13 protein-coding genes and 1 tRNA gene are annotated in these 16,127 nt (G+C 75.3%); 10 read left to right on the top strand and 4 right to left on the bottom strand.

Features of this window, described 5'->3' with window-relative positions; translation table 11 throughout:
• Window positions 1-309: 309 nt before the first annotated feature.
• Window positions 310-906, bottom strand: coding sequence for a histidine phosphatase family protein (locus ABZ576_RS16020; protein WP_360740504.1), 597 nt, complete (start codon window positions 904-906; stop codon window positions 310-312).
• Between the two features lie 253 nt (window positions 907-1,159).
• Between ABZ576_RS16020 and ABZ576_RS16015 the strand changes: the two genes are divergently transcribed.
• The 7 genes from ABZ576_RS16015 (at window position 1,160) to ABZ576_RS15985 (ending at window position 7,713) form a co-directional block, all read left to right on the top strand.
• On the top strand, window positions 1,160-2,104 hold the full coding sequence (locus ABZ576_RS16015; protein WP_360740502.1) for a phosphatase PAP2 family protein: 945 nt from the start codon (window positions 1,160-1,162) through the stop codon (window positions 2,102-2,104).
• Complete coding sequence (locus tag ABZ576_RS16010; RefSeq protein WP_360740500.1) at window positions 2,070-3,473, top strand: hypothetical protein; 1,404 nt, start codon at window positions 2,070-2,072, stop codon at window positions 3,471-3,473. Before ABZ576_RS16015 ends, ABZ576_RS16010 begins: the two co-directional genes overlap by 35 nt.
• Window positions 3,464-5,053 (top strand): hypothetical protein, encoded by a 1,590-nt coding sequence (locus ABZ576_RS16005; protein WP_360740498.1) that lies wholly within the window; start codon window positions 3,464-3,466, stop codon window positions 5,051-5,053. Before ABZ576_RS16010 ends, ABZ576_RS16005 begins: the two co-directional genes overlap by 10 nt.
• Complete coding sequence (locus tag ABZ576_RS16000) at window positions 5,050-6,387, top strand: AAA domain-containing protein (RefSeq protein ID WP_360740496.1); 1,338 nt, start codon at window positions 5,050-5,052, stop codon at window positions 6,385-6,387. The genes ABZ576_RS16005 and ABZ576_RS16000 overlap by 4 nt, the downstream gene beginning before the upstream one ends.
• Before the next feature lie 130 nt (window positions 6,388-6,517).
• Window positions 6,518-6,895 carry a hypothetical protein gene (locus ABZ576_RS15995; protein WP_360740493.1) on the top strand — a complete coding sequence of 126 codons (378 nt, stop codon included), beginning with the start codon at window positions 6,518-6,520 and terminating at the stop codon, window positions 6,893-6,895.
• A gap of 184 nt (window positions 6,896-7,079) precedes the next feature.
• Window positions 7,080-7,649, top strand: coding sequence for a bifunctional DNA primase/polymerase (locus ABZ576_RS15990; protein ID WP_360740491.1), 570 nt, complete (start codon window positions 7,080-7,082; stop codon window positions 7,647-7,649).
• Window positions 7,640-7,713: transfer RNA gene (locus ABZ576_RS15985), tRNA-Lys, on the top strand. Before ABZ576_RS15990 ends, ABZ576_RS15985 begins: the two co-directional genes overlap by 10 nt.
• A gap of 80 nt (window positions 7,714-7,793) precedes the next feature.
• Here the strand turns inward: ABZ576_RS15985 and ABZ576_RS15980 are convergent.
• Window positions 7,794-9,053: a M6 family metalloprotease domain-containing protein gene (locus ABZ576_RS15980; RefSeq protein ID WP_360740489.1), complete on the bottom strand. Its 1,260-nt coding sequence runs from the start codon at window positions 9,051-9,053 to the stop codon at window positions 7,794-7,796.
• A gap of 322 nt (window positions 9,054-9,375) precedes the next feature.
• Here ABZ576_RS15980 and ABZ576_RS15975 point away from each other — a divergent pair, with 322 nt between their 5' ends.
• The gene (locus tag ABZ576_RS15975; protein ID WP_360740487.1) at window positions 9,376-11,181 is read left to right on the top strand and encodes an EAL domain-containing protein; all 1,806 of its coding nucleotides are present in this window, start codon (window positions 9,376-9,378) and stop codon (window positions 11,179-11,181) included.
• On the opposite strand, the gene ABZ576_RS15970 is transcribed toward ABZ576_RS15975, so the two are convergent.
• Complete coding sequence (locus ABZ576_RS15970) at window positions 11,160-12,257, bottom strand: LLM class flavin-dependent oxidoreductase (RefSeq protein WP_360740485.1); 1,098 nt, start codon at window positions 12,255-12,257, stop codon at window positions 11,160-11,162. The two genes, ABZ576_RS15975 and ABZ576_RS15970, sit on opposite strands and share 22 nt — an antisense overlap.
• A gap of 106 nt (window positions 12,258-12,363) precedes the next feature.
• Window positions 12,364-13,095: a decarboxylase gene (locus ABZ576_RS15965; protein ID WP_360740483.1), complete on the bottom strand. Its 732-nt coding sequence runs from the start codon at window positions 13,093-13,095 to the stop codon at window positions 12,364-12,366.
• A gap of 401 nt (window positions 13,096-13,496) precedes the next feature.
• Here ABZ576_RS15965 and ABZ576_RS15960 point away from each other — a divergent pair, with 401 nt between their 5' ends.
• Together ABZ576_RS15960 and ABZ576_RS15955 are read left to right on the top strand one after the other, a co-directional pair.
• On the top strand, window positions 13,497-14,450 hold the full coding sequence (locus ABZ576_RS15960; protein WP_360740481.1) for a D-2-hydroxyacid dehydrogenase: 954 nt from the start codon (window positions 13,497-13,499) through the stop codon (window positions 14,448-14,450).
• Window positions 14,451-14,466: 16 nt separating this feature from the next.
• The gene (locus ABZ576_RS15955; RefSeq protein ID WP_360740479.1) at window positions 14,467-15,873 is read left to right on the top strand and encodes an amidase; all 1,407 of its coding nucleotides are present in this window, start codon (window positions 14,467-14,469) and stop codon (window positions 15,871-15,873) included.
• Window positions 15,874-16,127: the final 254 nt, after the last annotated feature.

Below are 16,127 nucleotides of genomic sequence, written 5' to 3'. Positions count from 1 at the left end.
GTCACCGCCACGGCGGACGCGACCGGGCGTCCGGCTGCACGGGCCGGCGCGGTCGCCGCTGACCCCGCTGCCGCACGCGTCACCGCCACAGCGGGCGCGACCAGGCGTCCGGCGCACGGGCCGGCGCGGTCGCCGGGGCGCCGCGGGCCGGCGCGGCCGCTCGCCCGCGTCAGGGGAGTGCTTCCCCGGGACACCGGACAGGACGCGGCCGGCCCGTCGGCGGTGCCTCGCCGGCGGCCGGCACCGCGGCGTGCCGGGGGCCGCGGCGGCCCCGCCCCGGCGCCGGCCGGTCCCGGCGCCGGCCGGCGGTCAACCCGCCAGGTGGCCCACGTCGTTCCAGCTCTCGATCGCCGGCTCGCCGTAGGCCCAGCCCAGGACGGACAGCGACGTCGGGTTCAGGCGTATGCGGGCCGCGAAGTCCAGCGGCAGGCCCAGCCAGCGCGCCCCGATGGACCGCAGGACGTGGCCGTGGGCGAAGACCAGGACGTCGCGGTCGGCGGAACGCGCCCACGCCACCACCTCGTCCGCGCGCGCGGTCACGTCGGCGATGCTCTCGCCCTCCGGCACGCCGTCCCGCCAGATCAGCCACCCGGGCCGGACGGCCTGGATCTCGGCCGGGGTCATCCCCTCGTACGCGCCGTAGTCCCACTCCATCAGCGTGTCCCACGCCGTGGCACGGTCGCCGAAGCCCGCCAGTTCGCACGTCTCACGCGCGCGCGAGAGCGGGCTGGTACGCACCTCCGCGCCGGCCAGCCCGTCCAGCGGAGCGCGGTGCAGGCGCTCGCCGAGCAGCTTGGCCCCGCGCCGGCCCTCTTCCAGCAACGGCACGTCGGTTCTGCCGGTGTGCTTGCCGGACAGCGACCATGCCGTCTGTCCGTGCCGGGCCAGCACGATGCGCGGTGCCATGAAGAGACCCCTCCGGGAAGGTGACGCCGTCCCGGCGCCACGGACAACACGACGGGGACGGCAGGTGGATGTGGTCCTTCCATCATCGCTCACCCGGTCCCCAGGCAACCGGGCGGGCGATCTCGGCGTCTTCGTGGGCTGAGCGCCCGCCGGGCGTGACCGCGGTGCCCGTCCTGGGCGGCGTAGGGACACCGTAAAGTGGCACGGTCGCCCGCCAGGGCGCACCACACAGCAGAAGGGGGAGGGCGGTCGGATGGCGCGCACCGAGACACCGGGCACCGAGGCGGCCCTGCGATCCCGGCTGCGCTGGTGGACCGAGCTGCCGTTGATCCTGCTGGTCTACGGCTGCTACTCGGCCGGCCGGCTCCTCGCGCGCGGTGACGTCGGCAGCGCCGTGGACCACGGCCTGGCGATCCTGCGCGTCGAGAAGGCCCTGTACCTGGACGCGGAGCACCCGCTCAACCGGCTGTTCACGCGCGAGGCATGGATCGGGGTGCCGGCCGACTTCTGGTACGCCTCGCTGCACTACCTGGTCACGCCCGCCGTCCTGATCTGGCTGTTCCGTGCGCGCACCCGGCACTACCGGGCGGCCCGCACCTGGCTGATGACGTCGACGTTCATGGGTCTGATCGGCTTCACCCTGCTGCCGACCTGCCCGCCCCGCCTGCTCCCCGCCGGCCACGGCTTCGTGGACACGATGGCGCAGTACAGCTCGTACGGCTGGTGGGGCGGCGAGGCCAGTGCGCCGCGCGGCATGGGCGGCATGACCAACCAGTACGCGGCGATGCCGAGCCTGCACGTGGGCTGGGCGCTGTGGTGCGGTGTGATGCTGTGGCGGTACGGCGGCACGCGCCTGACGAAGGTCCTCGGTGTGGTCTACCCGCTGGTGACCACGCTCGTGGTGATGGGCACCGCCAACCACTACTTCCTGGACGCGGCCGCGGGTGCGGCCGTGATGGGGGCCGGCTTCCTGCTGGCACCGCGGGTGACGCGCGCCCTGGACCTGGTCCGGGACCGGCTGCCGCGGCGCACCGCACCGGTCGGGGGCGGCGCGGGTTCCCCGATTGTCAGTGCCGGATGCCAGACTTCCGCGGGTGAGCGAATTCCACGGCAGCGCGCGTCGCAGCTCGACCCCGCGGCCGGACCGGACGCCTCCCCCAGCGATGCGGGAGAAGAGGCTCCGGCACCGGCTCGCTGAGCTGCGCGGTCCCGACGTACCGGCCAAGGCCCTGGACGCGCGCGCCCTCGCGGCGCTCGCCGCCAACCCCGGGTGCGCGCGGCGGGCCATCCTGGACGGCGCCGGGGTGGACAAGGCCCGGCTGGCGACCGCGCTGGGCGCGCCGTCCGGCTTCGGACAGTCGCAGTTCGCGCTGACCCGGGGCAACGCGTTCGAGGCGCGGGTCAAGGCCGACGGCGGCGCCGAGCTGCTGCGGCTGGTGCACGCCCACCTCGATCCGGGCGCCGAACCGCCGGCCGGCGCGGCCGTACCCGACCTGACCGCGCACGGCCCCGAGGGGCGTACGGCCCGTACGGCGCTGGCGCTGCGCGAGGCCACCCGGGCCGGCGGCTGGACGCTGCTGGACCATCCGATGCTCGCCCTGGACGTGGCGGGCTCGCTCGCCTTCCTGGAGCCGGACGCGGTGGTGGTGCACCCGGACGGCAGCTGGTCCGTGGTGGAGATCAAGTCCTTCCCGATGGTGGACGGTTCCGCGGACCCGGCGAAGGTGGGCGGGGCGGCCCGGCAGGCGGCGGTGTACGTACTCGCCCTGGAGGAGGTCGCCGCACGGCTCGGCGCGGAGCCGGAGGACCGCGGCGCCGAGGCATCCGCACGGCTCGGCGCGGAGCCGCGAGGGGACGGTGACGGGCCACCGGAAGGGGACGGTGCCGGGCCACCGGAAGGGGACGGTGACGGGCCACCGGAAGGGGACGGTGACGGGCCACCGGAAGGGGACGGTGACGGGGCGCCGCCCGAAGGGGGCGCCCCGCGGGCCGCTGTCGTCCCGCGCGTGCGCCACCGGGTGCTGCTGGTCTGCCCGAAGGACTTCTCCAACCTGCCCGCGGGCTCCGCCGTGGACGTCCGCAGGCAGCGCGCGGTCACCGCACGCCAGCTCGCCCGGCTCACCCGCGTCGAGGAGATCGCCGACGCGCTGCCCGAGGGCGTCTGCTTCGCGCCCGACCGGCCCGCCGAAGAGCTCACGGCGGCCGTGGCCGCGGTGCCGGCCAGCTACGCGCCGGAGTGCCTGTCCGCCTGCGAACTGGCCTTCCACTGCCGGGACCGGGCCCGCGCAGCCGGTGCCGTCACCCATCTCGGCCGGCCCCTGCGGGCGGAGCTGGGCGGACTCGCCACGGTCGAGGAGGTCCTCGCGGCGGCCCATGGCGAGAGCGGCGACCCGGACGACCCGGCGGTGGCCGCGCTGCGCCGTGCGGCGGCCCTGCGCGCGGAGGCCCTCCGGACGGCGCGGGAGGCCACGGCCACGCAGGCACCGGACCCCCGGGCGGCCGACGGGGGCGCGGCCGGGTGCGCGAGGGTGCCGGCGCCGGCCGGGGAGGCGGTCCGGTGTCCCTGATCACCACCCTCGCCCGGCTGGAGGCCGTCGGCAGCGGCCGGGCCCAGCCGGCCGCGACCGTCCGGCACCGGCACCTGTCCGAGCGTCCGCTGGTGTTCGTGCCGCTCACCACGGCCGGTGAGACCGGCGCCCCGCTCGGCGCGCTGGTCGGCACCGACCGGGACGCGCCCCGGCTGCTGGCCGTGCCGCAGCCCCGCGACCGCGACCTGCGCTTCACGTTCCTCGCCGACCTGGCCGACGTCGTCCTGCCGTACATCGACGCCTACGCGCAGTCCGTGGAGGCGGCCGAGCGCACCGAGACCGACCCGGAGACCGGCAAGCGGGTCAAGGTCGAGGTGGAGCTGTGCGCGGACGCGCCCCAGCTGATCGTGCCGAGCCGCGCGGGCCTGGACTTCGTCCGGCTGCTGGGCCGCTCGATGCGGTTCCGGCGCACCGCCGAGCAGGACCCGGACGCGCCCTATCCGGCGCCGCCCCGGGTGCCGCTGCTCGGCCGCTGGCTGACCCACTACGGCGAGCGGGCCCGGGTGCCCGGCTCCTCGCTGCTGCTCGCCCTGACCGACGTGCTGTCCCGGCACTGGGCGACCGGCCAGTCGGGTCTGGAGGACGAGCACCTGGGCGCCCTGCTCGCCTGGATCGACCCGCCGCGGGACCTGACCGGCGCCGAGGCCGCCCGGCGGGCCGAACTGGCCCGGGACGCCGACGGCCAGCTGCTGTGCCCGCCGGCCGGCCCCGCCACCGACCCGGCGTTCGACAACAAGCTGCTGGCCCCGGCGATCGAGCGCTACGACCGTGCGCGTACGGCCCTGGCCGCCGCCGAGGACCCGCTGGAGGCCGACACCCGGCTGGCCGCGCTCACCAGGGCCGAGCTGGAGGTCCGCGAGCTGGTCGCGAGCCGTACCCGGCCCACCTGGGACGCGGTGTGGCGGGGTCTCGACCTGCTGCGGGCGCTGCCGGAGGGGGCGCGGGTGGCGGAGCGCTGGACCCGGGACCGCTGGTCGTTCACCGGGCACCGGGACCGGGTGCTGGCCGGCGAGCCGCCGCAGCCGCGCCGGGACGACGCGGTGACGGCGGCGAACAAGCTGGCCACGCGCGAGCGTGAGCAGGCCCGCCTGGAGGCGCAGGAGGCGCTGGACGACCCGTTGGTGATGGCGGGCCGGCGGCTGGCCGGGGAGGCGTTCGCGGGGGAGGTGACCGACGTCGCGATGGCGTACAGCGAGGGCAGGCGGCCCGGTCCGCGCCCGCTGGTGACGGTCCGCACGGAGGACCGGCCGCATCTGGCCGAGCGGGCGAAGGTGTACCGCTCGCTGGGCGGCCGGCCGCAGTCGGCGGAGTTCGCCGGGTACGACGGCGACGACTGCCTGGTGCTGCGGATCCTGGACAAGATGGGCCGCGGCAAGGAGCCCGAGCCCGGGTCCGTGCCGGAGAAGGGCGACCGCGTCTGCTTCACGCTGTTCGAGCACGAGCAGCGCGGCGGCGCGAAGCTGCCCGACCCGGAGCAGACCCCGTGGACGCACGGCGGCCCGCCGGGCGAGGCCGTGCCGGAGGCCCCCGACACCGTGACCGAGGAGGACGTCCTGTGACGACCGTCGACTTCGATCCCGGAGCCGCGGCCGCCCGTGCCACCGACGCGATCCTCGACGACACGCTGCACGGCACCGAGCGGGGCGTGGTGGTGGACTCCCCGCCGGGCGCCGGCAAGTCGACCCTGGTGGTCCGCGCGGCCCTGGAACTCGCCGGCGCCGGGCGCCCGCTGATGGTGGTGGCGCAGACGAACGCCCAGGTCGACGACCTGGTCCTGCGGCTCGCCGAGAAGAACCCGGACCTGCCGGTCGGCCGTCTGCACAGCAGTGACGCCGACGCGTACGACAAGGCGCTGGACGCCCTGCCCCAGGTCCGCGCGTCGGCGAAGGCGGCGGAGCTGAAGGGCCTGCCGGTGGTGCTGTCCACGGCCGCGAAGTGGGCGCACGTGACGGTGGACGAGCCGTGGCGGCACGCGATCGTGGACGAGGCGTACCAGATGCGCTCGGACTCGCTGCTCGCGGTGGCCGGCCTGTTCGAGCGGGCGCTGTTCGTGGGCGACCCCGGCCAGCTGGACCCCTTCTCCATCGTCGGCGGCGAGCAGTGGGCGGGCCTGTCCTACGACCCTTCGGCCTCCGCCGTCAGCACTCTCCTGGCCCACAACCCGGAGCTCCCCCAGCACCGGCTGCCGGTCTCCTGGCGGCTGCCGGCCTCGGCGGCCCCGCTGGTCTCGGACGCCTTCTACCCGTACACCCCGTTCCGCAGCGGCACCGGCCACGGCGACCGCCGGCTCGCGTTCGCGGTCCCCTCCGACGGCTCCGGCCCGGACCGGGTGATCGACGAGGCCGCGGAGTCCGGCTGGGGCCTGCTGGAGCTGCCCGCCCGGCACACCCCGCGCACGGACCCCGAGGCGGTGCGTGCGGTGGCGACGGTGGTGCGCCGCCTGCTGGACCGGGGAGGCGCGGCCACCTCGGAACGCTCGCCGGACCCGGTGCCGCTGACCGCCGACCGCGTCGCCGTCGGCACGGCCCACCGCGACCAGGCGGCCGCGGTCCGCTCGGCCCTGGCCGAGCTCGGCGTGCCGGACGTCACCGTCGACACCGCCAACCGGCTCCAGGGCCGCGAGTACGACGTCACGGTCGTGCTGCACCCGCTCTCCGGCCGGCCCGACGCCACCGCCTTCCACCTGGAGACCGGCCGCCTGTGCGTCCTGGCCTCCCGGCACCGGCACGCGTGCATCGTCGTCTGCCGGGCCGGGGTGACCGGCCTCCTGGACGACTACCCGGCCACGGAACCGGTCCAGCTGGGCACCCTGGTGAAGTTCCCGGACGGCTGGGAGGCCAACCACGCGGTCCTGGCCCACCTGGCCGAACACCGGGTGGCCTGGCGGCCCTGACCGGCCGGCGGCCGGGTGCCCGCGGGCCCGGTCGCGGTCGCGGCGAGGGCCCCTTGCGCGGGCGCGGGACAATGGACGGTGGCCCGCCCGCAGGCGGTGGCCGGTGACGCGTACGAGGAGGAGACGAGACATGGCGGAGCACACGCCGCGTCGGCACGAACCGCGGCTACGCCCCGCGCCCCTGATCTTCGAGCCCGCCGACGCGGCCGCCGATCCGGAGCACTTCTTCGACCTGGAGTCGATCGAGGATCCGCGGGCGCTGCTGACCCGGGCGACAGAGCTGACCCAGGCGTTCCGCGCGGCCGCGGACCGGGCCATGGAGTACCAGGCCATGGCGGCGGCCCAGCTCGCCGACCCGCGCCGGTTCGACCGGCTGACGCCGGCGGACATCGCCGAGCGGGCGGAGTGGACCGAGGACTACGCCAGGAAGATGGTCGAGTTCGGGCGGGACCTGCTGCGTGGGGACCGCGGGGAAGAGGACGCGCGGACGCCTGCCGATCCGCTGTGACTCATGTGACCGTGGCAGGAACGGCTGTCACCGGCGTACCGCCTGCCACCCCGGTGACCGGGTTGGCAGCGCAACCCGCGGGGGCATATGCCAGGCGGGCAAGATACTCCTGCGCCACCGGCCCTGTCCCGGATTTCGGCAACTCAGCAGAACGGCGTGCTCACGGCCTGTACATGTGGGTGTCATGAGCAGCGCACCGCACGTCTCGCGTATCAGCACCGACGGCCTCGCCTGGCTCGCCTCGGCGGGAACGTACCCCCGCAGCACCCTGGCCCTGTGGGAGGAGCGCCTCGACGCCCCGCTGGTGCTGCCCTGCGGCTCGGTCTTCGACGTGGTGAGCGCCCCGGCCGTCTTCGGGCGCCGCATGCTGGACCGGCTGTGGGACGAGGGGCCGGGATCGGGGCCGGTCGCGGTGTTCCGCGGCCGGATGCTGCTGTTCGCCGCCCCGGGCACGGCCCAGCGCCTGCCCTCGCTGCTGGCCTGGGAGGAGTGGGGGTCGCAGCGGACGCGGGAGGTGCCGCCGCTGCTGTGCCACGGCACGGGCGACGCGGTGACCGCCCCCGCCCCGCACCGCGCCGACGCTCCCGCCGCCTCCCGGTGGGTGGTCGCCCCGGACACCCGGCACCCCTGGCTGCCCGGCCCCGAGGTCCTGCTCTGGGCGGCCGTGCGAGCCGCCCGGGCGGCCGTACGGATTTCGATTTTTCCTCCCGCCGACCAGGATGCTAATGTCTACGACGTCAGCAGGCGCCGCTAGCTCAGTTGGTTAGAGCAGCTGACTCTTAATCAGCGGGTCCGGGGTTCGAGTCCCTGGCGGCGCACGCGAAGGAAACGGCGGGTCCGGTTCGAAAGAATCCGGCCCGCCGTTTTCGTATACGAAGACGCCGGCTCCGCCTCCCCCTCACCCCGTGAGCCCTGGCGTGATCTTGACCGTCCAGGCCCCCGACGCCGTCCGGTTCTCCACCTCCACCTTCACGCCCTCGCCGGGCACGGTGAAGCTCTCCCCCAGGGCGACCGGCGCGTCGGCGAGGGGCGGGTAGACCGAGTCCTCCCAGCACCCCTCGGTGCGCGGGTGGGCGTCCACGACCTGGACCGGGCCGCCGCCGGACTCGGCCCCGCCGCGGACCCGGTACACCAGGATCCCCTGCCGGCAGGAGGCGCGGTCGTTGCCGGCCGCGCCGCGCGCCTCGAAGGCGAGGACGCTGTCCGGGCCGGTGCGCACGACGGCCAGCTTGGCGCCGTGGCCGAGGCCGAAGGCGGGGGCCCCGCCCGGACCCCGCGTCGGGACGCCCGGGCCGGCCTCCAGGGGTTCCAGGGTGAGGCGGGTCGGCGTGGCCCCGCGCACGCACACCACCTGCCGCCCGTCCAGCCAGCCCAGCTTCCACTTGTGCCAGGCCAGGAAGTCCGGGGCGAGCCCGAACTGGCTGCCCATCAGGTCCCAGTCGCCGACGTGGGTGTCCCAGTCGCCCTTGCCGTCGACGGGACGGTGGTAGAGGTCGGGCAGGTCGAAGACGTGGCCGGTCTCGTGGGCGAGGACCAGCCGGTCCGGCGGATGCCGCTCGAACACCGTGACGACCCGGCGGACGTCCGTACCGTCCACGCGCAGGGGCACGTCGAGGTTCACGACCTTGGTGGCGTCCGAGTCGACGCCGGGCGCGTCCGGATCGGCCACGAAGTACACCACCGGGTAGCGCGAGAAGTCGACCGCCCGGTCGGCCACCGCGAACGCGTCGCGCAGGTAGGCGGCCCGGTCCTGTGCGTTCCAGTCCCGCCGTATGGCGTAGGCCGTCGACGGCCGGGGCATGCGGAGCCAGTGCCGCAGCGGGTACGGGCGCAGGGTGAACCGGCCGTAGGAGGACTGCTCGTAGAAGCGGGTGGTGGCGGGGAAGTGGTCGGCGGCCAGCTCGGCCGGAGTGGTGCGCGGGGTGGCGTCCGGGAAGGAGAGGAAGACCAGGACGGCGTCGAGCGCGCCGGCCGGGCGGGTGTAGGCGGGGTTCCAGGTGTCCACGCCCTCCGAGTGATGGACCGCGGTGCGCTGGAGGGCGCAGGGGGCCGGCGAGAAGGGCTCGGCGACCGACGGGCCGGTGAGGATCGAGGTCGCGGCGAGCGCCGACATCGTGGTGCACACGGCGGCGGTGCTGCGCAGCTTGGGCACGGACATGACCTCCGGATGCGGTTCGCGGGACCCGCACCCAGATTGCTGGTGTTCGAGGTGTTCTGCCCTGTTTGCCTGCACCAGAAGGGTGAGCGCACCCCTTCCGCACGCCGGCGCGCCCCGGCGCCCGACACCCCCGAAACACTCACGGAACGTCACAACTGGTCGGCGGCCTGAAGAAGCCGTCCAGGTGCGGGCAGAAACGATCTGTCAGAACCTGTGTCCAGTCCGGGAGACTGGGGAGTGGCTGGAAGGGCCCGGGGCCAGCCTCTATGATCGGCACACTTTCCGGCACGGACAGAGATCGAGTGCACTGCGGGAGCGAGCGGTGAGCGGAACGTCCGAAGGGCCGACGCCCGCGGCAGACCTCGACCGGTCAGCCGTCACAGACAGTCACCACACGACCTACCACCGTGTCTTCGCGGCCGCCCCGCTCGCCATGGCGGTCGTGGCGCCCGAGGGGCTCGTCGTCAGCGCCAACGCCGCCCTCGGCGAACTGCTCGGCACCGATCCGGCGGCGCTGGCCGGGCGGGTCGCCGCCGACCTGGTGGACCTCGCCTCGGACCCCCGCAGCCGGCACGCCTACCGCGAGGTGCTGAGCGGCCGGCAGGCCCGCCTGCGCTGCACCCGCCGGCTCAAACACCCCGAGGGGCACTCGGTGTGGGTGCAGGTCACCGTCGCCCCGCTGGCCGCCGGCGAGCCCGGTGTCCTGCTGTCGGTCGCCGACGTCAGCGCCCGCCGCGAACTCCAGGCACGGCTGCGCCACTTGCAGATGCACGACCCGGTGACCCGGCTGCCCAACCGCACGCTGTTCTTCGAACGGCTGACGGCCGCGCTGGAGGCGGAGGCGTACCAGGAGGGCGGCACCGGCCGGATCGGCCTGTGCTACCTCGACCTCGACGGTTTCAAGGCCGTCAACGACACCCTCGGCCACCGCATCGGCGACCGGCTCCTGGCGGCCGTCGCCGAACGCCTGACCCGGGTCGCCGACGAGACCGGGTACGCCCGCGCCGCGACACCCCTGGTGGCCCGGCTGGGCGGCGACGAGTTCGCCCTGCTGGTGGAGGACTCCACCGGGACCGAACAGCTCGCCGACCTCGCCGAGTCCGCGCTGAAGGCGCTGGAGGAGCCCTTCGACCTGGCCGGGCAGCGGCTGTCGCTGACCGCGTCCATCGGTGTCGTCGAACGGCACGCGGCGGGTACGACCGCGACCGGTCTGATGCAGGCCGCGGACACGACCCTGTACTGGGCGAAGGCCGACGGCAAGGGCCGCTGGACCCTGTTCGACCCCGAGCGCAACGCCCACCGCATGACCCGCCAGGCCCTGTCCTCCACCCTCCGCCCGGCCATCGAGCGCGGCGAGTTCGCCCTGGAGTACCAGCCGTTGGTGGGCATGGAGGACGGCCGGCTCAGCGGGGTCGAGGCGTTGGTCCGCTGGAATCATCCTCAGTTCGGCACACTGACGCCGAATCGGTTCATCGGACTGGCGGAAGAGGACGGCTCGATCGTCCAGTTGGGCCGGTGGGCGCTGAACACCGCCTGCCGGCAGGCCCGTCGCTGGCAGCTGGACCACCCCGGCGAACCGCCCATCTTCGTCAGCGTGAACGTGGCCGTACGGCAGGTGTGGGACTCCGATCTGGTGGCCGACGTCGCGGAGACCCTCGCGGACACCGGGCTCGCCCCGCACCTGCTCCAGCTGGAGCTGACCGAGTCGGCGGTGATGGGCTCGGCGGGCCGCCCGCTCCAGGCGCTCCAGGCCCTCAGCGACATGGGCGTGCGCATCGCCATCGACGACTTCGGCACCGGCTACTCGAACCTCGCCTACCTGAGCCGCCTGCCGGTCTCCACGCTGAAGCTGGACGGCTCCTTCGTCCGGGGCTTCCAGTACGAAGAGGCCGCCAAGGGGGCCGTGCCCAATCCGGCCGACGAGGTCATCGTGGAGGCGATGATCCAGCTCGCCCACCGGCTCGGCCTGACGGTCACCGCGGAGTGCGTGGAGACCTCGGCCCAGGCCACCCGGCTGCGCCGGATCGGCTGCGACACCGGACAGGGCTGGCTGTACTCACGCCCGGTGCCGCCGGATCGTATCTCCGAGCTGCTGGAGGAGCACTCCTACGCGGTCGGCAACCCGTAGGCGTCCGCGATCAGCTCGTAGGAGCGCAGGCGCAGTTCGCCGCGGTGCGCGTGCGAGGTGAGCATCAGCTCGTCGGCGCCGGTGCGCTTGCGCAGGTCGTCCAGGCCGGCGCGGACCTCGTCGGCGGTGCCGTGCACGACGTTGGCCGCCCAGGAGGCGATGAACTCCTCCTCCATCGCGCCGAGTTCCTGCCGGGCGGCCTCCTCGGGGTCGGGGAAGAGACCGGGGCGGCCGGAGCGCAGCCGGAGCATGTTCAGCCCCATCGCCCGGGTCTGCCGGCGGGCCTCGCCCGCGTCGTCCGTGGCGAGGGCGGAGACGCCGATGAGGGCGTACGGCTCGGCCAGCACCGCGGACGGCCGGAAGGTCTGCCGGTACAGGTCCAGGGCCGGGATCGTGTTCTGGGCCGAGAAGTGGTGCGCGAAGGCGAACGGCAGGCCGAGCATGCCCGCCAGCCGGGCGCTGAAGCCGGAGGAGCCGAGCAGCCAGACGGGCGGGCGGTGCGCGGACTGCACCCCGCCGGGGGTGGTCCCCTGGACCGGGCCGGGGATCGCGTGGATCCGGCGGTAGGGGTGCCCGTCGGGGAAGTCGTCGTCGAGGAACCGGATCAGCTCCGCCAGCTGCTGCGGGAAGTCGTCGGCGCCCTCGTTCAGGGTGTCGGTGCGGCGCAGGGCCGCGGCCGTGGCGCCGTCGGTGCCCGGTGCCCGGCCGAGGCCCAGGTCGATCCGGCCCGGGGCCATCGCCTCCAGCGTGCCGAACTGCTCGGCGATCACCAGCGGGGCGTGGTTGGGCAGCATGACACCGCCCGAGCCGAGCCGGATGCGGTCGGTGTGGGCGGCGAGGTGGGCGAGGATCACGGCGGGCGAGGAGGAGGCCACGCCGGGCATGGAGTGGTGCTCGGCGACCCAGTACCGGTGGAAGCCGCGGGACTCCGTGAGCCGGGCGAGCGCGACGCTGGTGCGCAGGGCGTCGGTGGCGGTGCTGCCCGCGCCGACGGTCACGAGGTCCAGGACGGAGAGGGGGACGGGGGCGGTGCCGTGCGTCGTGCCCCGGATCCCGTCTGCCTTGGCTGCGGACACGGTGTGGGCCTCCTGTTTCGAACGTGAGCTGTCCTCGGGCAGCTAACAGGAGGCTGTCCCCGTTTATTCCGCGGGCCTCCCGGCCGGCCGCGGAAGGCGGGCGGCGCTACACCTGGACCAGGGGCTCCCTGGTGAACAGGGCCCCCAGCGAGGGAGCGTTCACCCGGCGGTCCGCCAGCCTGAGCCCCTCCCAGACGGACACCTGGTTGGCGGTGAGCACCGGCTTGGACAGCGCCTTCTCCAGCAGCGACAGGTGCGCGGCGGTGTGCAGTGCGGTGTCCGGCAGCAGCACGGCCTGCGCGTCGGCGACGTCCGCCGCCCGCGCCAGCGTGAGCACGTCCTCCTCCCCCCAGGTGCCGGCCTCGGCCGCCGTGACGATCCCCGAGGAGCGCATTCCGGCCACCTCGAGGCCCCCGGCCCGCAGGAACTCCGCGAACAGCACGGCGACGTCCTCGGGGTAGGTCGCGCCGACGGCGACCCGGCGGACGCCGAGCTCCCGGGCCGCGTGCACGAAGGCGAAGGACGTCGAGGAGGCCGGCATCCCGGCCAGCCGGGCAAGCGTCCGCACCTGCTCCTGGGCGCCGTCCCAGCCGTGCACGAAGCCGCCGCTGGTGCTCGCCCAGACCACCGTCTCGGCGCCGGACAGCCGCAGCCCCTCCACGCCCGCGGCGAGCCGCTCGGCGGAGCCCATCTCGCGCAGCGCGTCCGCCCGGTGCGTGTCTTCGCCGATGTCGGTGTGGACCAGGTCCACCCGGATGTCGCTGCCCAGGAGCTGCTCGATGCGTGGATAGTCGTCCTCGGCGGAGTGGCCCGGGTAGATGAATCCGAGTGCGGTCATGTCCGTCCTTCCTGCGTCTCTTCCGGCGTCTCTTCCTGCGTCTCTTCCGGCGGTACGGGCCCGGCACGGGCGGCAGTGTCCGGCAGCGCCCGGCAAGGCCCCGCACGGCCCGGGTACCCAGCCGGAGCGGCACAGCCCACATCGTGACCCGGTCGGCCGAAACGGCCGGCCGCCCGGTGCCGCGGCTCGCGGTCCGGGGCGGAGCCGCAGCGGGCCGCCCCGCCCATGCCCCATGCCCCGCCCGGAGCGGGGCCGCCGGGCACGGGGCGTCCATGACCGGCACCGGCCGCGCGCCCGCGGACCAGCGGGCAACCGGTCGCGGGCACGCCCGTGTTGACGAAGGTGGGTTCGGGTGCGAGCGTGGTCAATCCGTGCATGTCAGACGCCGGGAGCCGCTGCGCATGACGCCGAACGCCCCGATACTTCTGGTCCTCGACGCCGACCCCCCGCCCCGGCTCGGCCGCCTGACCGGCCGCGCCCGGATCGTGCACACGGACGCCGCGCACCTCGCCGAGCGGCTGCCCGGCGCGGACGTGCTGCTGGTGTGGGACTTCACCTCGCGGGCGGTGCGTGAGGCGTGGCCCGGGGACGGTCCCCGGCCGCGCTGGGTGCACACCGCGAGCGCCGGCGTGGACCACCTGATGTGCCCGGAGCTGGCCGCGTCGGACACCGTGGTCACCAATGCGCGCGGGATCTTCGACCAGCCGGTCGCCGAGTACGTGGCGGCCCTCGTGCTGGCGGTCGCCAAGGACCTGCCGCGCACCCTGGACCTCCAGCGGGAGCGGGCCTGGCGGCACCGGGAGACCCGGCGGGTGGCGGGCACGCGCGCGTGCGTGGTCGGCTCCGGTCCGATCGGCCGGGCGATCGCCCGCACCCTGAAGGCCCTGGGTGTGACGCCGGCGCTGGTCGGGCGGGTGCCGCGCACCGGCGTGCACGGCCCGGACGACCTGGACCGGCTGATCTCCCGCGCGGACTGGGTGATCGCGGCGGCTCCGCTGACCGAGCGGACGCACCACATGTTCGACACCCGCCGGTTCGGCGTGATGCAGCCCTCGGCGTTCTTCGTGAACGTCGGCCGCGGGCAGCTCGTCGACGAGGAGGCGCTCGCCCGGGCGCTGAGCCGGCGCTGGATCGCGGGTGCGGCGCTGGACGTGTTCGCCGCCGAGCCGCTGCCCGCGGACAGCCCGCTGTGGGAGCTGCCCGGGCTGATCGTCTCCCCGCACATGAGCGGTGACACGGTCGGCTGGCGGGACGAACTGGGCAGGCAGTTCGTGGAGTTGTACGAGCGGTGGGAGGCGGGCAGACCTCTGCCGAACGTGGTCGACAAGGCGCGCGGCTACGTGCCCGGCCACTGAGCCCCCGGGAGGGTGTATGCAGCTCACCGACCTGACCGCCGTCCAGCTCCTCGACGGGTACCGCACGGGCCGCATCAGCCCGGTGGAGGTGGCCGAGGAGGCGCTGGAGCGGGCGCGGCTGAGCCGGCCGGAGGTGAACGCGTTCGTGCGGCTCACCGAGGAGGACGCGCTCGCCCGGGCCCGGGAGTCGGCGGCGCGCTGGCGGCGCGGTGAGCCGGCCGGGCTGGTGGACGGGGTGCCGGTGACGGTCAAGGACGTCCTGCTGCTGCGCGGCCACCCCACCCTGCGCGGTTCGCGAACCGTCTCCGAGCGGGGGCCCTGGGACGAGGACGCGCCGCCCGTGGCCCGGCTGCGCGAGCACGGCGCGGTGTTCCTCGGCAAGACGACCACGCCCGAGTACGGCTGGAAGGGCGTCACCGACTCCCCGCTGTCCGGGATCACCCGCAACCCGCACGACCGCACGCGCACCGCCGGCGGCTCCAGCGGCGGCAGCGCGGCGGCCGTCGCGCTCGGCGCGGGCCCGCTGTCGCTGGGCACGGACGGTGGCGGCAGTATCCGCATCCCGGCCGCGTTCTGCGGGATCTTCGGGCTGAAGCCGACGTACGGCAGGGTGCCGCTGTATCCGGCGAGCGCGTTCGGCACGCTGTCGCACACCGGGCCGATGACCCGGGACGCGGCCGACGCGGCCCTGCTGCTGGACGTCGTCGGTGCGCCCGACGCGCGCGACTGGTCGGCGCTGCCGCCCGCGCCGGGTTCCTTCACCCAGGCGCTGAAGGACGGGGTGCGGGGGCTGCGGGTGGCGTACTCGCCGTCGCTCGGCGGGCAGGTGGCGGTCCAGCCGGGGGTCGCGGCCGCGGTACGGCGGGCGGTGGCCGCCCTGGCGGACTGCGGCGCGTACGTCGAGGAGACCGACCCCGACCTCAGCGACCCGGTGGCGGCCTTCCACACCCTGTGGTTCAGCGGTGCGGCCCGGCTGACCCAGAGCTTTCCGCCGCACCGCCGGCGGCTGCTGGACCCGGGGCTGCGGGAGATCTGCGCGCTGGGTGCCCGGACGAGCGCGCTGGAGTACCTGGCCGCGGTGGACGTCCGGACGGCCCTCGGGCGGCGGATGGGCCGCTTCCACGAGCGGTTCGACCTGCTGGTGACGCCGACGGTGCCGATCACGGCGTTCGAGGCGGGCCGGGAGGTGCCCGTGGGCTCGGTGTTCCGCCGCTGGACGGGGTGGACGCCGTTCACCTACCCGTTCAACCTGACCCAGCAGCCGGCGGCGAGCGTCCCCGTGGGGCTGGACGGGGCGGGTCTGCCGGTGGGGATGCAGATCGTCGCCGCGCGGCACCGGGACGATCTCGTGCTGCGGGCCGCGCACGCCCTGTTCGAAGCCGGGGCGGCGGCGGCGCCGCCGGCCGCCACCGCCGGGAAGTGACGGAGATCGCCGGGAACCGGGGTGACCGTCGGGTTCTCCGGTGGGGGTTCCGTGGAGGGCGCGGCTCCCGCCACGGGGGTACCCGGCCGGGCGCACGCGCCCCGCGGGGTACCGCGCCCGCACCGCGGCGTCGCAGGTCAGAGGCGTCGGGGCGGGCGGCGGGCGGTGCCCCGCGGTGCGCGTCCCGCCGGTCCGGCGAGGCGCCGCCGAAACGGCCGGCCACCGGAAAACAGGGCGCATAGCCCTGATCCGCT

It is taken from the genome of Streptomyces sp. NPDC013455 (assembly GCF_040632975.1).
Classification (GTDB): domain Bacteria; phylum Actinomycetota; class Actinomycetes; order Streptomycetales; family Streptomycetaceae; genus Streptomyces.
The sequence above is the reverse complement of the archived record's forward strand: the minus strand, read 5'-3'. Positions and strand labels throughout refer to the sequence as shown.

What these genes read in the sequence shown, in the direction of transcription:
- ABZ576_RS16010 (WP_360740500.1), top strand. Translation starts at nt 2,070, where the DNA reads ATGCGGGAGAAGAGGCTCCGGCACCGGCTCGCTGAGCTGCGCGGTCCC.
- ABZ576_RS15955 (WP_360740479.1), top strand. Translation starts at nt 14,467, where the DNA reads ATGCAGCTCACCGACCTGACCGCCGTCCAGCTCCTCGACGGGTACCGC.
- ABZ576_RS15995 (WP_360740493.1), top strand. Translation starts at nt 6,518, where the DNA reads ATGGCGGAGCACACGCCGCGTCGGCACGAACCGCGGCTACGCCCCGCG.
- ABZ576_RS15960 (WP_360740481.1), top strand. Translation starts at nt 13,497, where the DNA reads ATGACGCCGAACGCCCCGATACTTCTGGTCCTCGACGCCGACCCCCCG.
- ABZ576_RS15990 (WP_360740491.1), top strand. Translation starts at nt 7,080, where the DNA reads ATGAGCAGCGCACCGCACGTCTCGCGTATCAGCACCGACGGCCTCGCC.
- ABZ576_RS16020 (WP_360740504.1), bottom strand. Translation starts at nt 906, where the DNA reads ATGGCACCGCGCATCGTGCTGGCCCGGCACGGACAGACGGCATGGTCG.
- ABZ576_RS15965 (WP_360740483.1), bottom strand. Translation starts at nt 13,095, where the DNA reads ATGACCGCACTCGGATTCATCTACCCGGGCCACTCCGCCGAGGACGAC.
- ABZ576_RS15980 (WP_360740489.1), bottom strand. Translation starts at nt 9,053, where the DNA reads ATGTCCGTGCCCAAGCTGCGCAGCACCGCCGCCGTGTGCACCACGATG.
- ABZ576_RS16015 (WP_360740502.1), top strand. Translation starts at nt 1,160, where the DNA reads ATGGCGCGCACCGAGACACCGGGCACCGAGGCGGCCCTGCGATCCCGG.